Raw genomic sequence first — 14,757 nt, forward strand, 5'->3', positions numbered from 1 at the left:
AATCCCTCAATTATTTACCAGATAGACCACTAGTACTGAGGCAGTGCGCCGACAGACTGAACCGTCCTGTCGGCGCACTGCCTTATGTGTGGCCTGTGCTGTGGCCAATCCCGTTGCTGCTTCTCACACCTGTTTCATCAGCGTGATGGACATCGCCGGCATCGTCCATACATTGTGAGGATCAATCGCGCTGTTCTCACCGGGGACCTTCTCGGCCGCAGTGCTGTCGATGCCCCCGCTGTCGCTGGCATTGTCCGCCCTATACAAGGTGATATTGGGGGATATACGTGGGCTTCCGTTTGCCGCCGCAGCGTTGACTGCTGCCGCATCACCGGCGATTGTGGTGCCACCGTGCGCCGCGCTGTTGTCGACGATGTCGAATCCGGCGATGCCTGCGGCATCGGCCTTGTGGGTTTGCGCCTCCTCAGCCAGACGTCTGACGATTTCATTGGCGTTCTGCACATGCTGCATCCAGACGCTGATTTCCTCGTTATCCTTTTCGGTGCCGATATGACCGCCCTGACCCGGCCACAATCCATTGACTTCGGCGGAACACCACTTGGGAATCCATGTGCTGTCGTCAGGAAGCCGGAAGTCACGGTTCTCGGCCACGCCGTTGACCACGATGCAGACGTCGACCTCGGTGTTGGACAGCAGTCGCATGGTGAAACCGCGGGTGCTCAGATCGAACCAATCGCGTTCCTTCGGGGAGGATCCGTCGGGAAGGAACCATTTGACGCGGTCGGATGGCTTGAACAGTCCGATCTGCGTCAATCGCGTGAAGAAGTCCTCATGATGGTACAGGTCAAGCGATTTGCGCAGCGAGATAAGCCTCGAGACCGTTTCCAAGCGCCGCATCTCGCGGGTCTTGTACGGGGAATACAGCCAATCCCAGTTCATCCAGGTCAGTTCGTTGTCCTGGCAGTAGGCGTTGTTGTTGCCGTTCTGCGTATTGCGGAATTCGTCGCCGGCGAGCATCATCGGCGTGCCGAGCGAAAGCAGCATGGTGCCCGTCATGTTCATGGCGGCCTGCTCCCGTGCGGCGATGATCTCCGGTTCGTCGGTCACGCCTTCCACGCCGAAGTTGGCTGAATGGTTCACTGAGGAACCGTCGTTGTTGTTTTCGCCGTTTGCTTCGTTGTGCTTGGTGCGGTACCGTGTCAGGTCTGTAAGCGTGAAGCCGTCATGGCAGGCCACGAAGTTGATGGATGCCGTGGCGCCTCGTCCCGGGTCGGTGGCGAACATATCCGCCGAGCCGCACATGCGCGTGGCCATCTCTTGCAGACTGGTCCGTCCGTATTCCATGCTGCCGTCCACATCCTCCAGCCAGAATGTGCGCGTGGTATCGCGGAACCGGTCGTTCCATTCGGCGAACGGGATGCCGAACTGCCCGGTGCGCCAGCCAAGATTGCCCAGATCCCACGGCTCCATGATGAGCTTGAGGTTGCCGAGCAGCTGATCGGACCGCAACGCGTACAGGAACGGGTGATGCGGGGTGAACTCGCCGTTGAGGCGTGCCAACGAGACGCCCAGGTCGAAACGGAAGCCGTCGATGCCTATGCGCTTGGCCCAGTACCGCAGCGAATCCACCGCAAACGTGACCACATGGGTATTGGTGAAATCGAAGGTGTTTCCGCAGCCGGTGGTGTCCTCCAGACGCCCGACATTGGACTTCTGGTGGCGGTAATACGCCAGATCATCCAATCCGCGCCAGCAGACGGTCGGACCTTCGACCCCGCCCTCGCAGGTGTGGTTGTACACCACATCCATGATGACTTCGAAGCCGGCTTCGTGCAGGGCCCGGACCATGTCGATGACTTCCTGGCGCACGGCTCCCGCACCGTGCTCTTGGGCTGCCTTGGTGGCGTACGAGGGTTCGGGGGAGAAGTAGCTCAGGGTTGAGTATCCCCAGTAGTTCTTGCGACCGTGTTCCTGGAGGAAGAGTTCGTCCTGTTTGGCTTGGATAGGCAATAGTTCTATGGTGGTGACGCCGAGGTTCTGCAGATACGCCAAGGTGATCGGATGAGCGAGCCCGGCATAGGTGCCCCGCAGTTCCTCGGGCAGCCACGGAGCGTTGGCCGTAAAGCCCTTGACGTGCATCTCGTAAATCACGGTTTTCCGCCACGGTACATGCGGGTGCCCCGGATCGTCCTCATGCTTGTGGATGTCGCGGTCGTCGATGGCCACGGACACCGGTACATGGCCCAGTGAATCGATGGTGCTCATCGCTCCGTATGCCGATCCGACGACCTTGCGGTCATGCACTTCGCATTGGTAGGAGAACGCCGCCGGATCGAGCTCCATGCTGCCTTCGATGCCCTTGCCATAAGGGTCGAGCAGGAATTTGTATGGGTTGAAGCGTACGCCATGCTTGGGGTCCCATGCGCCATCCACGCGATACCCGTATTGCATGCCGTCCCAGGCTTTGGGCAGGTGCACGTACCATAGTCCGTAATTGGGGCCGTTCATGCGGAACAGCGTCTCCCGGAGATACAGGTGCTCGATGATGCGGGTGCACACCGGGAACTCATGGATCTGCTGGATGAAGGAGACGCCCGGGTCTGAGAACAGACGAATCGCATCTTGGAAGAATGCGCTGGGTTTGTCGACCGGCTCAAGCACGCATAGCCATACCTGTCCCGCGGTCTCGGAGCGGACTATGACGTCAGCGCCTCCATCATCGGTGAAGTACAGGCCGGGACGAGTGGCATAACGATGCAACGGTGGATTTCTCATACCCCCATTGTAGATGCCGTGCCTGTGAGCGCTGCTCCACTTCCTTCTCACCCGTGAGATGAAGCTTGAAGAGGCCCAGGACTTTCTCGGTGACAGAATTCAGGAGGCTTTACAGCTGTTGTCAAAGTCGCCCAATGACGGTGTCTTCTGGGATTTCAAGCTTTCGGTTCATTATACGACTCATTACACGGGTATTTGACTGTCGGCTATTGACGTTCCAGTTTGGCGTATCGCAATCGCGTAGCCTCCCCGGTGATGCCAAGCTTTCGGCCTATGGTCTCCCATGATTGTCCTCTGCGGTGCATGAGCAGAACCATGCGCGTGATGCTGTCATCGATTGCTTTCAGCTCCGTTCGACGACGATTCAGAAGCCTGCTGAGCTCAAGCTCCGGGGAGAAGTTCGGATCGTTTTCAGGATCTCCCAGTGAAGGGGAATCCTGTGCTTCGACCGCATCGGCGGCGGCGTTGCCTATTGCCCGTAATTTCGCCTGCATTTCGGGCGTATAGTCTTCAAATCTCATGTCCATCACCTTCGTGGTACTGCAGCAGCAGCCATTTCATTTCATAGGACAGCCGTGCGCGCATGGCGTGCACGATGACGTGTTCGTCCATGCCTGGAATCCATTGGCGTTCGATTACGCCAATTTCATAGAGAACCGCGCCTGAAGCTCCGGTGCCCACAAGGACATGGGTGGGAGGAATACGCCGATCGTTCACAGCGACCTCGATGCCATGTCGATAGACATGGAGAATGTCGCTGTCGGCGATCGGCGGTTCCCCGTGTTTGCTCTCACGATGTGCCGATGGAAGAATCACTGGATCTTCCCCGTCGATATACACAAATCTACTTGGCAACCCCACTTGCGTCAACTCCTTTGTTGATAACCTGCTCGGTGGTTTGAGCGTAGTGGGACCAATCAAGGCATGTCCAGCTGAACCGGCCCATGTGGTTCCAGCTTCCAGAGTTATCCACATCGATGCTTGATGGTGAGTTTTATCGAGTGCAGTGCTGTTTGGATGCAGTTCGGATGCGTATGCTTTTCAACGGGACGCAGCCAGACTGCGGCTATACCTTATGCTTTGTGCCGCTCTGTGATTAGGCCATGGCCCAGTAGCTCACAAATAACCGCTCATTTGACCTGGATGTCAGTGAGATATGCCTCCACGAATCGCAGCGCGGCGCCGATGATGTTCTGGTCTTCGGCACAATAGCTGGTGCGCAGCGTGAAATGGTCGGTGCCGAACGGGCTGCGCCCGACGATACGGCTGCGCAGGATCTCGATGTCCTCGTCGGTAAGATGTTGTGCGGCTTCGCCTCCGATGATCACGTCGCCGGCGATGATCGAACGCGCGTTCACGATGGCCTGCGCCACATAGTTGAGCCATGCGTTCATGCGTTCGCGGTGGTGGCGCTCGCCCTGTTCAAGCACGCTGAAGAAGCCGGGGATGCTTTCGTAATCCTCGGGCAGGGTCTCCAGTGAGCAGTAGGCGTCCATGCACCCGCGCTGCCCGCAATAGCATGGCAGTCCATCCGGCACCAGCGTCATATGCTCGATAGTGCCGTTGCATTGGTTGGGCCCCTGATAGAGCTTGCCATCCACAATGACCGCTCCGCCGGGGCGTCGCTCCAGATATACGCATACCGCGTCTGTGAGCGTGGGGTCGAACCAGAGTTCGGCCATGGCGGAGGCGTCCGAGTCGTGGATCATCATGCACGTGCAGTGGATGGATTGGCTGAGGGTCTCCAAAGTGAGACCGGTGTTGCCCATGATGGTGCCGAAGGTGATGGTCGTGCCGTCGGGCGAGAGAATGCCTTGGATGGCGAATGAGACACCCAACACCGCGCCGTAACGGCGCTCCAAGTCGGCGGCGAAGGCGTTGATGATGTCGCCGATGCGCTGATAGTAGACGTTGGTGTTTCGGTACGGCGCCGATTCGATACGACGGTCGATGACCTTACCGTACAGGTTGATGGCGCACAGGCGCAGTTCGTTGGCGCGCATCACTGCACCGATGGCGGTGCGATGGTTCGGGTCGAACTCGTACATCTGCGCTTTTCGTCCGCCGGTGGAGTCCTGCAGATCGCCTTTGCGGATCAGGCTGTCGTCCTCCAACGCGCGCAGGTTCTGGGTGATGGTGGGCAGACTCAGTCCCAGGTCGCGCTCCAAGTCCTGCTTGGTGGCGTTTCGATGCTCATAGAGGTATTGAGCCATGGCATTACGATTGTGCGTCTTCAACGCGGTCGCCGGCATTGCCCTCATGATTACCCCTTTGTGAGATGAGACATATAACAGTGTACTTGATAAAAGTCCGCGATGGCCGCAATCTAAGATTGATGGCACGGGAGTTCCTTGTATTTCCAACTCGTCAGCGAACTTTTGGAAAATTTATTTCATAAAATCTGCTCCAAGTGGCAACTTATGGAAAAGAATCTTCTATAAGTTGGCGAGATGATGTGTGAGTAGGGTTGTGATTTTGCTAAAAAAACAAACAAAATACATCAAAAAAGCAAGAAAAGTGCGAAATTGTTAAGTAAATATCACAATATTGCACATAAATATATCATTAATAATCATGAAACGCCGTTGATTATGTGCGTATGCAGACCATAAATGCCTTCGGTATATTGTGACTCAGGTCACAGTGACTGTGACGGTGCGCGTCAGGGTGCGTAGATGCCAATCTATGCGGGCCACTTCGGATGTATCGGCGTGGCGGTCCTGGTGGCGCATGACAGAACAGAATACTTTGCCAACCAACCCCAAGAAAGATCGAGGAGGACCCAAATTGGCAGAAGCAAAAAAGGTCGAAGCCACCAAGCCGACCCCGGAAGAGAAGCAGGCCGCAGCTGAGGCCGAGGTCAATGCGCTGGTCGAGAAGGCGCAGAAGGCGTTGATCGCATTCGAGGATCTGGATCAGAAGCAGGTTGACCGCATCGTTGCCAAGGCATCCATCGCCGCCCTGAACAAGCATCTGGTGCTCGCCAAGATGGCCGTTGACGAGACCGGACGTGGCCTCGTGGAAGACAAGGCCACGAAGAACATCTTCGCGTGCGAGCACGTGACGAACTACCTGGCCGGTCAGAAGACCGTGGGCATCATCCGCGAGGACGATGTGATGGGTATCGACGAAGTGGCTGAGCCGGTGGGCGTGGTCGCTGGTGTGACCCCGGTCACCAACCCGACGTCCACCGCCATCTTCAAGTCCCTGATCGCTCTGAAGACCCGTTGCCCGATCGTCTTCGGCTTCCACCCGGGCGCGCAGAAGTGCTCCGTCGAGGCCGCGCGCATCGTGCGTGACGCCGCGATCGAGGCCGGCGCTCCGGCCAACTGCATCCAGTGGATCGAACACCCGTCCATCGAGGCCACCGGCGCTTTGATGAAGCACCCCGGCGTTGCCACGATCCTGGCGACCGGCGGTCCGGGTATGGTCAAGGCCGCGTACTCCTCCGGCAAGCCCGCCCTCGGCGTGGGCGCCGGCAACGCCCCGGCCTATGTGGATTCCGATGTGGACATCGTGCGCGCCGCCAACGACCTGGTGCTGTCCAAGCACTTCGACTACGGCATGATCTGCGCCACCGAGCAGGCGATCATCGCCCACAAGGACGTGTATGATGCGCTGGTCAAGGAGCTCAAGACCCGCAAGGCCTACTTCGTGAACGCAGACGAGAAGGCCAAGCTCGAGCAGTACATGTTCGGCTGTACCGCCGGTTCCGGCCAGACCCCGAAGCTCAACTCCGTGGTTCCGGGCAAGTCCCCGCAGTTCATCGCCAAGGCCGCCGGCTTCGAGATTCCGGCCGACGCCACCATCCTCGCTGCCGAATGCAAGGAGGTTTCCGACAACGAGCCGCTGACCCACGAGAAGCTCGCCCCGGTGCAGGCCGTCCTCAAGGCCGACAACAAGGAGCAGGCTTTCGAGATGTGCGAGCAGATGCTCAAGCTGGGCGCAGGCCACACTGCCGCCATCCACACCAACAACCAGGAGCTTGTGCGTGAGTACGGCGTCCGCATGCACGCCTGCCGCATCATCTGGAACCAGCCGAGCTCCCTCGGCGGCATCGGCGATATCTACAACGCCATCGCCCCGTCGCTGACCTTGGGCTGTGGCTCCTACGGCGGCAACAGCGTTTCGGGCAACGTGCAGGCCGTGAACCTCGTCAACATCAAGCGCATCGCCCGGAGGAACAACAACATGCAGTGGTTCAAGATCCCGCCGAAGACCTACTTCGAGCCGAACGCCATCAAGTACCTGCGCGACATGTACGGCATCGAAAAGGCCGTCATCGTATGCGACAAGGTCATGGAGCAGCTCGGTGTGGTCGACAAGATCATCGACCAGCTGCGCGCCCGTGCCAACAACGTGACCTTCCGCATCATCGATTACGTGGAGCCGGAGCCTTCCGTCGAGACCGTCGAGAAGGGCGCCGAGATGATGCGCGAGGAGTTCGAGCCCGACACCATCATCGCGGTCGGCGGCGGCTCGCCGATGGATGCCTCCAAGATCATGTGGCTGCTGTACGAGCACCCGGAGATCGCGTTCTCCGACGTGCGCGAGAAGTTCTTCGATATCCGCAAGCGCGCGTTCAAGATCCCGCCGCTGGGCAAGAAGGCCAAGCTGGTGTGCATCCCGACCTCCTCCGGCACCGGTTCCGAGGTCACGCCGTTCGCCGTGATCACCGACCACAAGACCGGTTACAAGTACCCGATCACCGACTACGCACTGACCCCGTCCGTGGCCATCGTGGACCCGGTGCTGGCCCGCACCCAGCCGCGCAAGCTCGCCTCCGACGCCGGCTTCGATGCGCTGACTCACAGCTTCGAGGCATACGTGTCCGTGTACGCGAACGACTTCACCGACGGCATGGCACTGCACGCGGCCAAGCTCATCTGGGACAACCTGGCCGAGTCCGTCAACGGCGAGCCGGGTCTGGCCAAGACCGAGGCACAGGAGAAGATGCACAACGCGGCCACGATGGCCGGCATGGCGTTCGGCTCCGCGTTCCTCGGCATGTGCCACGGCATGGCCCACACCATCGGCGCGCTGTGCCACATCGCCCACGGCCGCACGAACTCCATCCTGCTGCCGTACGTGATCCGCTACAACGGCCAGATTCCGGAGGAACCAACCTCCTGGCCGAAGTACAGCAAGTACGTGGCTCCGGAGCGCTACCGCGACATCGCCCGTAACCTCGGCATCGACACCGGCAAGACGCCGGCCGAGGCCGTCGAGAACCTGGCCAAGGCCGTTGAGGATTACCGCGACAACAAGCTCGGCATGAACAAGAGCTTCAAGGATTGCGGTGTGGACGAGGACTACTTCTGGAGCGTCCTCGACCAGATCGGCATGCGCGCCTACGAGGACCAGTGCACCCCGGCCAACCCGCGCATCCCGCTGATCAACGACATGAAGGACATCGCCATCGCGGCCTACTACGGCGTCAGCCAGGCCGAAGGCCACCAGATTCGTGTCGACCGCGAGGGTGAGGCGGCCACCGAGGAAGCCTCTGAGCGCGTCTGAGGACGGCGGCTCTGAGAGTCCGACTGAAAGTCTGATAAGCAAACACGATAACGGCTGAGGGGAGCCGCGGCGATTGTTCCGCGGCTCCCCTCAGCCGTTGTCGTTATGGGTCATCCCATGTTGCATCCCATGGTAGGGGTTATCCCATGGTATAGGGATTTCCCCATGGTGTTGTAACGCAAAATGGCTTCATTCCGCCAATCCGCATTGTTGCATCCCTACATCGTGGGATAGTCCCTACATCGTGGGGCCATCAGATATGCGGGATATACATCAGCGTATTGCCGAGGATGCAGCCGAAAGCGATAATGCTGGCGAAGCACTCCGTGATGCCGACGATCATGGGTTTTATGGTTCGTGTGCGGGCGACCAATGGCAGCGCGATGGCGCGCGCGAGCAGAACCACCCCCATAATCACCAGATAGGGACTGCGATTCGCGGGGATAAGCCACCAAGCCAGCAGCGCGGCATGCCACAGCCAGGAGGCGACGACATACGAGTGTTTGCCGCGTTCCCGAATCATCGTCTTCACGAAGAGCACCGAGCCGAACTGGGTTGCGGCGAAACAGAGCGCGAGCACCAGCCCCGGCAGCGAGACCTGCGGAATACTGGGCGAATGCGCGGCATAGTGGAATGTGATCATCGACATCAGGCTGGCGGCAACCACCGCTGCCGCATTGGCCCAAAGCGACCGTTCGCGGCGAAACCATGCGCCGGCGAATGCCACAACCGCCAATACCACATACACGGGAGCCCATACGAGCACATCGACGTGCGCGATCAGGAATGGTAACCCTACGGCGGCAAGCGCAATGCCGTAACCGAGTGCCGGAGGCAGATAGCGCGATGCGCAATGGGATTTCAGCCAGCGTGCGGTCGTGAACTCCAAGCAGTAGCACAGAGCCCAACACGCCAGAACCCACCAGCCGGCTGCGGTCGCCGGGAAACCCGACTGGGCGGATGATCGTGCCACTGCCGCGGCTGTGCCGCATATCGCTCCGGCGAGCGCGGGAGCCAAGGCCATGACCCATGCGCCGGGCTGGTCGGGAATCCAATCGCGCAGTGTGGTGCGGCGTCGCCGTGAAGTGCGCTCGGCCTGCATGGCGGCACTGGAATGGGATTGGGAAGCACTGTCCGAACGCTGCAGGGGGGTATTGCGAACGGAAGCCACCGATGATTGCCTGACGACGTCGTTGGACTGCGGCTGTGGGGAGGAGTGCTCGCTCATATATATAAAGGTATCAATTCAACCCCGGGCGCAACAGATTCGCCGGGTGCAACAGATTCGGTTTGCTGGAATTGCTAAATTGCTGGATTGCTGGATTGAGCGGGTTGATTGCCGGGTTACTGGGTAATCGGCGGGTTCATAGGGGTGGTCGACGGATACATACCATCATCGACTGTGCCTTGCGGATGTTGCAGCTCGCGGATGCTGTGGCTGTGCCGACCCTCATTAGGCGGAATGGCTGGCGTGCCCGTTAGGCGGAATGGCTGGCGTGCCCGTTAGGCGGAATGATCCGCGTGCGTGTCACCTTCGGCGCTGGTGATCGCCTCGCCGATATTATCTTGGCTGAAGTCGTGATTGCGGTAATTGGGGTCGTCCACAGGAAGATGCGTCACCAGCGTGTCGAACACCTGACTGTATATCTTCCCCCTGCCGAGTACCGCGTCAAGCACATGGCCGCCGAAGGTGTGGTCATCGGAGAGGAAATGCTCATGGAATCCGGCCACGGCGGCCCCGTGGAACATCATGGGGGAGAAGTAGCCCAGCATGGTGCCGGTCACATCATGTCTGAGGAAGATGGCCTGCCGGTCCGCCACCTCGAGCAGCGTAGGATACGGTGCCTGCTGTTTGATCACGGCACGAGTCTTGACGAAGCTGAACGTCCCGTGCACAATCACAGAAAAGAACGTATTGGCTCGGCCGTTGGCCTCGACGATGCGGTCATTGAGCTCTTTGAGGCCGATGTCCTCGCGCTCGCACTGGTACTGGAATGCGGCACGATGAGAATTGGCGAACGGCATGGTGAAATCGTCCGGGACCCGTTCGGCCACGCCGGTCTGGCCTATCTTGTATGCGACACCATCGAGGATGATGAGTTCGCCGTCCAGTCCTTCGCCGGTGCCGATGCCGGTGTCGCCGTGCTCGAGCAGTTCGCCAATGGTGGTGGTGCCCTCCAGCAGGCCGGGTACGAGCAACGCGAGTGTGCCGTGCTGATACAGCACGTTTGCGCCGTGATCGGTGATAGGGCGGATGTTCTTGGCCAGTGATTGTGTCACAGCACCCACGATAATTGGCCGTGTCCTGACCCACAATCCTTGTCCCGAGATCCCTGCTGTGACATCCGCCACGTCGCTTCGTTCCCGCTCGCCCTGTTTCCGTTGTGTTTTCGTATTGTCTCCGTCCACGTGGCCTCACCTGCGTAGATTGCACCTGCGTAACCTTCGCCTGTACAGTCGCTGTGTTGCCTCACCTGCGTAGGCGAGGCAACACAAGCCTTGTCTACATAGACCCGCGTCACCCTCGCCGTGTTCCAGTCATACTGCGTCGCTTTCGCACACGAATGTGGATAACTCGGCAAGCTGGAACCACATAGGTCGGTTCGGCTGGACAGCCATATCCGTCATTGCTTAGCGTCGGTGTATGAGACGGAACAAGGATCTGGATCGGCGCCTGGATGAAGCGCAACGGCAGCGACTATGCGTATGGGGTGAATCGGATACATCGCGACGAGTGCTTCTTCGCCGCGCCAAACTCGGCGATCTGCTATGCGCCTATCCGGGTTTGTATGCGCGACCAGATTATTGGGCCCAATTGGACGCTCGAAACAGGTATCTTCATGTGGTGCGCTCGTTGGCGAGATTGCATCCGCAATGGATTTTCTGTGGGATGACCGCCGCTGCCGTGTACGGCATCAATACGGCGACACGGCATATGGATTTGATTCATATTCGCACCATTGATAATCGTCATGTTCATGATTACGGCAAAGTGCGTCATCATCACATACGTGATGACCGGTTTGAGATGGTCGACGGCGTTCGTGTCACCCCTCTGCCTCGGACAGTGTTCGATTGCGCGCGAAAGCAGTCGTTCCCCGATGCGCTCGCAGTTATTGAAGCCGTGCTGCGTGAACGGGTCATGAGCAAGGATGAACTCGAGCGGTGCTTCGAGTCCTTGCCGGGGTGGAACAAGGACGTGGCACTACGTGCGTTGGCACCGGCAACGGGCGATACAGAGAATGGTGGCGAGGCCTATGCGCTGGGTGTCATGTTGGAGGAACGATTCGCGATGCCGTTGCTGCAGGAACCAATCGTCGATCCATATAATGCGTGCACTGTCTATCGTGTCGATTTTGCTTGGCGCGACGAGCATGGCGGACTCATTGTGGCTGAGCTCGATGGACGTGTGAAATATAAGGACCGGTCGATGTTCCGCAACGGGAATCTATCGGAAACGATTATTGCGGAGAAGGAACGTGAGGAACGTATCCGACTTGTGGTGAAAGGAATGGTGCGCTTTTCGTTCCGGGAAGCTCTGGAAAGGGCGCAACTGGTGCGAAAGTTGGAGTCGATTGGCGTGCCACGCAGTATGTGAGCGGGTTTGTGTAGGTGTGCCGTGCCGTGAGAGAGATTGATGAGCGGTCGGCAATTGTGCGGTGGAGGACGGGCGGATGGACTGCACGGCTGTCGGATTGCAGTTGGGACGTAGGACTGATGCAGCTGTGGGGAGGGGCTTGCCGGGCCCATCATGGCTTTTGGGTTACTGTACTGGACATGGCTGTCGCATTGTCGGATTGTTGGCTTGGCGGACATGTGGCAATTGGTCGGTTCAGCCCGGCTTCAGGTCTTGCCATGTAGATGGTCATAGGGCTTTGTTGAGCTGAGGACAGGCTGTTGGCATGGAGGAACGGCCTGGTCGTCGGGCTGATCAGAGAGTTCTGGACATATTGCGACATTTGTAATCGGCACCAACCGGCTTCGTCGGTGCTCCAATCCCATTCTGGGCATATACCCACTAGATATTCTGGGCATGACCGTGTCATTAAGCAGATTCTGGGCATATAACTACCATCTGGCGGCAAAATCAAGGTCTACAAGATACGTATATGCCCAGAACATGGTATGGGACCTTTCTTGTAGTACGTATATGCCCAGAACGTCGGTGTGTGGGCGGGATTGATAATTCGTTTGATGGGCGTTGCAGAAGCACGGTGGGGTGAAGAGGTTGATGGGTGGTGTGGCTGAAGAACGGTGAGGTGCAAGGGGATTCGAGGCCAGATGATGGTCAGGAATCCAAGGGCGACACGCCGGAATACATGAGTTCGCAATTAGTCCTACCTCGGTGCTTAGATAAACAAGTTGCCTGATTTGGGCTCGCAAATTGGAATTAAAAAAGCGAGCGCGGACTGGAGAGCACTTTCGGGTGAAACCCAGAAGCCGCGCACTGATGTCGGATGACCGCCAGAGGACGTATGTCCAAGGGAGGCCATGCGCGCCGGTGCCCTAATGAAGCAGGTTGGTAAACACTACAACGAATCGCTAGAAAGGGCGGACGGCAATGGCGGGACAGAAAATCCGCATCAGGCTTAAGTCCTATGACCATGAGGTCATCGACCAATCGGCGAAGAAAATCGTCGAAACGGTGACGAACGCGGGCGCAACGGTTGTTGGCCCGGTTCCGCTGCCGACTGAGAAGAACGTGTTTGTCGTTATTCGTTCTCCTCACAAGTACAAGGATTCTCGCGAGCACTTCGAGATGCGCACTCACAAGCGCCTCATCGACATCGTGGACCCGACCCCCAAGGCCGTGGATTCCCTGATGCACATCGATCTGCCTGCAGACGTCAACATCGAGATCAAGCTGTAAGGGAGGAGGAAGCATTATGTCTAATCGCAAGGCTCTGCTGGGCAAGAAGCTCGGCATGTCTCAGGTCTGGGACGAGAATGGCTTCTTCGTGCCCGTCACTCTCGTCGACGTGTCCACCAACGTGGTGACCGCCGTCAAGACCGAGGAGACCGACGGCTACAAGGCCGTTCAGCTCGGTTACGGTGCCATCGACCCGACCAAGGTGACCAAGCCGCTGGCAGGTCACTTCGCCAAGGCCGGTGTCACCCCGCGTCGTCACCTCGTTGAGGTGCGCACCGACGACGTCGACCAGTTCGAGGCCGGTCAGGAACTGACCGCCGAGCTGTTCGCCGAAGGTGCTGAAGTCGACGTGACCGGTACCACCAAGGGTAAGGGCTTCGCCGGCACCATCAAGCGCTGGGGCTTCAAGTCCTACCGTCGTTCCCACGGCTCTCACAAGAACGAGCGCCGTCCTGGCTCCGTGGGCGCATGCGCTACCCCGGGCCGTATCCTCAAGGGCAAGCGTATGGCTGGTCGTATGGGTCATGTGACCTCCACCACCCAGAACTTGACCGTCATCTCCTCCGATGTCGAGAACGGCATCCTCGCCATCAAGGGCGCCATCCCGGGCCCCAAGGGCGGCATCGTTCTCGTCCGTTCGGCTGTGAAGGGAGCCTGATAAACCATGGCAAACGTTACTCTGAACGTCACTGACGCCAAGGGCCAGGCTGCTGGTACCGTTGAGGCCCCTGCTGAGATCTTCGGCGTTTCCGCCGAGGACGTGCAGGCTCACGTCCCGCTGATTCACCAGGTCGTCATTGCTCAGCTCGCTGCTGCCCGTCAGGGCACCCACGCCACCAAGACCCGTGGCATGGTTTCCGGCGGCGGCAAGAAGCCGTGGAAGCAGAAGGGCACCGGTCGTGCTCGTCAGGGCTCCATCCGCGCTCCTCAGTGGTACCACGGTGGCACTGTGTTCGGTCCTCAGCCGCGTGATTACTCGCAGCGCACCCCGAAGAAGATGAAGGCCGCAGCCCTGCGCTACGTGCTTTCCGATCGCGCCAACGCCGGTCGTATCGCCGTTGTGGACTTCGGCATCACCGATACCCCGTCCACCAAGGCCGCCGTCGCCGCGCTGAGCCCGATCACCGCCGACAAGTTCACCACGGTCGTCTTCACTCGCGACAACATCAACGAGTGGCTGTCCGTGCGTAACATCCCGACCGTTCACCCGATTTTCGTCGATCAGCTCAACACGTATGACGTGGTCACCGCGCAGTACGTGGTCTTCACCAAGGAAGCCTTCGAGGCTTTCGTGGCTGCCAAGACTGAGCCGAAGGAGGCCTGATTCCGATGGTCGCTATTCACAAGCCCGCACATGACGTGATTCTGAAGCCTATCGTCTCCGAGAAGAGCTACGCCAATTCCGATCGTGGCCAGTACACCTTCGTGGTGTCCAAGGACGCAAACAAGGTTCAGATCAAGCAGGCAATTGAAGAGATCTTCAAGGTCAAGGTGACGAACGTCAACACCCTCAACCGCGCTGGCAAGAAGCAGCGCACTCGCACCGGTTTCGGCCAGCGTGTTTCCCAGAAGCGCGCCATCGTGACCGTGGCAGAGGGCCAGACGATCGACATCTTCGGCAACTGAAGGCTAGC

The 14,757-nt window shown here is 58.8% G+C and carries 12 protein-coding genes; 6 read left to right on the plus strand and 6 right to left on the minus strand.

Features of this window, described 5'->3' with window-relative positions; translation table 11 throughout:
• Positions 1-123: 123 nt before the first annotated feature.
• From glgX to BREU_RS01310, 4 genes are all read right to left on the minus strand, one after another.
• Entirely contained in the window at positions 124-2,736 is a 2,613-nt protein-coding gene (glgX, locus tag BREU_RS01295; protein WP_044089121.1) for a glycogen debranching protein GlgX, read from the minus strand.
• 206 nt (positions 2,737-2,942) lie between these two features.
• On the minus strand, positions 2,943-3,257 hold the full coding sequence (locus BREU_RS01300; RefSeq protein WP_044089164.1) for a hypothetical protein: 315 nt from the start codon (positions 3,255-3,257) through the stop codon (positions 2,943-2,945).
• On the minus strand, positions 3,247-3,552 hold the full coding sequence (locus BREU_RS01305; RefSeq protein WP_181161723.1) for a hypothetical protein: 306 nt from the start codon (positions 3,550-3,552) through the stop codon (positions 3,247-3,249). The genes BREU_RS01300 and BREU_RS01305 overlap by 11 nt, the downstream gene beginning before the upstream one ends.
• Before the next feature lie 314 nt (positions 3,553-3,866).
• On the minus strand, positions 3,867-4,997 hold the full coding sequence (locus tag BREU_RS01310) for an ROK family transcriptional regulator (protein WP_152598582.1): 1,131 nt from the start codon (positions 4,995-4,997) through the stop codon (positions 3,867-3,869).
• 526 nt (positions 4,998-5,523) lie between these two features.
• Between BREU_RS01310 and adhE the strand changes: the two genes are divergently transcribed.
• Positions 5,524-8,253 carry a bifunctional acetaldehyde-CoA/alcohol dehydrogenase gene (gene adhE / locus BREU_RS01315; RefSeq protein WP_044089118.1) on the plus strand — a complete coding sequence of 910 codons (2,730 nt, stop codon included), beginning with the start codon at positions 5,524-5,526 and terminating at the stop codon, positions 8,251-8,253.
• Between the two features lie 253 nt (positions 8,254-8,506).
• Here adhE and BREU_RS01320 read toward each other — a convergent pair whose 3' ends face one another.
• Together BREU_RS01320 and budA are read right to left on the minus strand one after the other, a co-directional pair.
• On the minus strand, positions 8,507-9,481 hold the full coding sequence (locus tag BREU_RS01320; RefSeq protein ID WP_330935784.1) for a YwiC-like family protein: 975 nt from the start codon (positions 9,479-9,481) through the stop codon (positions 8,507-8,509).
• 275 nt (positions 9,482-9,756) lie between these two features.
• The gene (gene budA / locus BREU_RS01325; RefSeq protein WP_140462802.1) at positions 9,757-10,533 is read right to left on the minus strand and encodes an acetolactate decarboxylase; all 777 of its coding nucleotides are present in this window, start codon (positions 10,531-10,533) and stop codon (positions 9,757-9,759) included.
• A 610-nt stretch (positions 10,534-11,143) separates the two neighbouring features.
• On the opposite strand from budA, the gene BREU_RS01330 reads away from it, so the two are divergent.
• The 5 genes from BREU_RS01330 (at position 11,144) to rplW (ending at position 14,749) form a co-directional block, all read left to right on the plus strand.
• The gene (locus tag BREU_RS01330; protein ID WP_044089117.1) at positions 11,144-11,851 is read left to right on the plus strand and encodes a hypothetical protein; all 708 of its coding nucleotides are present in this window, start codon (positions 11,144-11,146) and stop codon (positions 11,849-11,851) included.
• 963 nt (positions 11,852-12,814) lie between these two features.
• Positions 12,815-13,123 (plus strand): 30S ribosomal protein S10, encoded by a 309-nt coding sequence (rpsJ, locus tag BREU_RS01335; RefSeq protein ID WP_003808013.1) that lies wholly within the window; start codon positions 12,815-12,817, stop codon positions 13,121-13,123.
• Between the two features lie 16 nt (positions 13,124-13,139).
• Complete coding sequence (gene rplC, locus BREU_RS01340) at positions 13,140-13,781, plus strand: 50S ribosomal protein L3 (protein WP_044089116.1); 642 nt, start codon at positions 13,140-13,142, stop codon at positions 13,779-13,781.
• A 6-nt stretch (positions 13,782-13,787) separates the two neighbouring features.
• On the plus strand, positions 13,788-14,447 hold the full coding sequence (gene rplD / locus BREU_RS01345; protein ID WP_044089115.1) for a 50S ribosomal protein L4: 660 nt from the start codon (positions 13,788-13,790) through the stop codon (positions 14,445-14,447).
• Between the two features lie 5 nt (positions 14,448-14,452).
• Positions 14,453-14,749: a 50S ribosomal protein L23 gene (rplW, locus tag BREU_RS01350; protein WP_044089114.1), complete on the plus strand. Its 297-nt coding sequence runs from the start codon at positions 14,453-14,455 to the stop codon at positions 14,747-14,749.
• The last annotated feature ends 8 nt before the right edge of the window (positions 14,750-14,757 follow it).

The sequence above is a fragment of the Bifidobacterium reuteri DSM 23975 genome (assembly GCF_000741695.1).
GTDB classification, from domain to species: Bacteria; Actinomycetota; Actinomycetes; order Actinomycetales; family Bifidobacteriaceae; genus Bifidobacterium; species Bifidobacterium reuteri.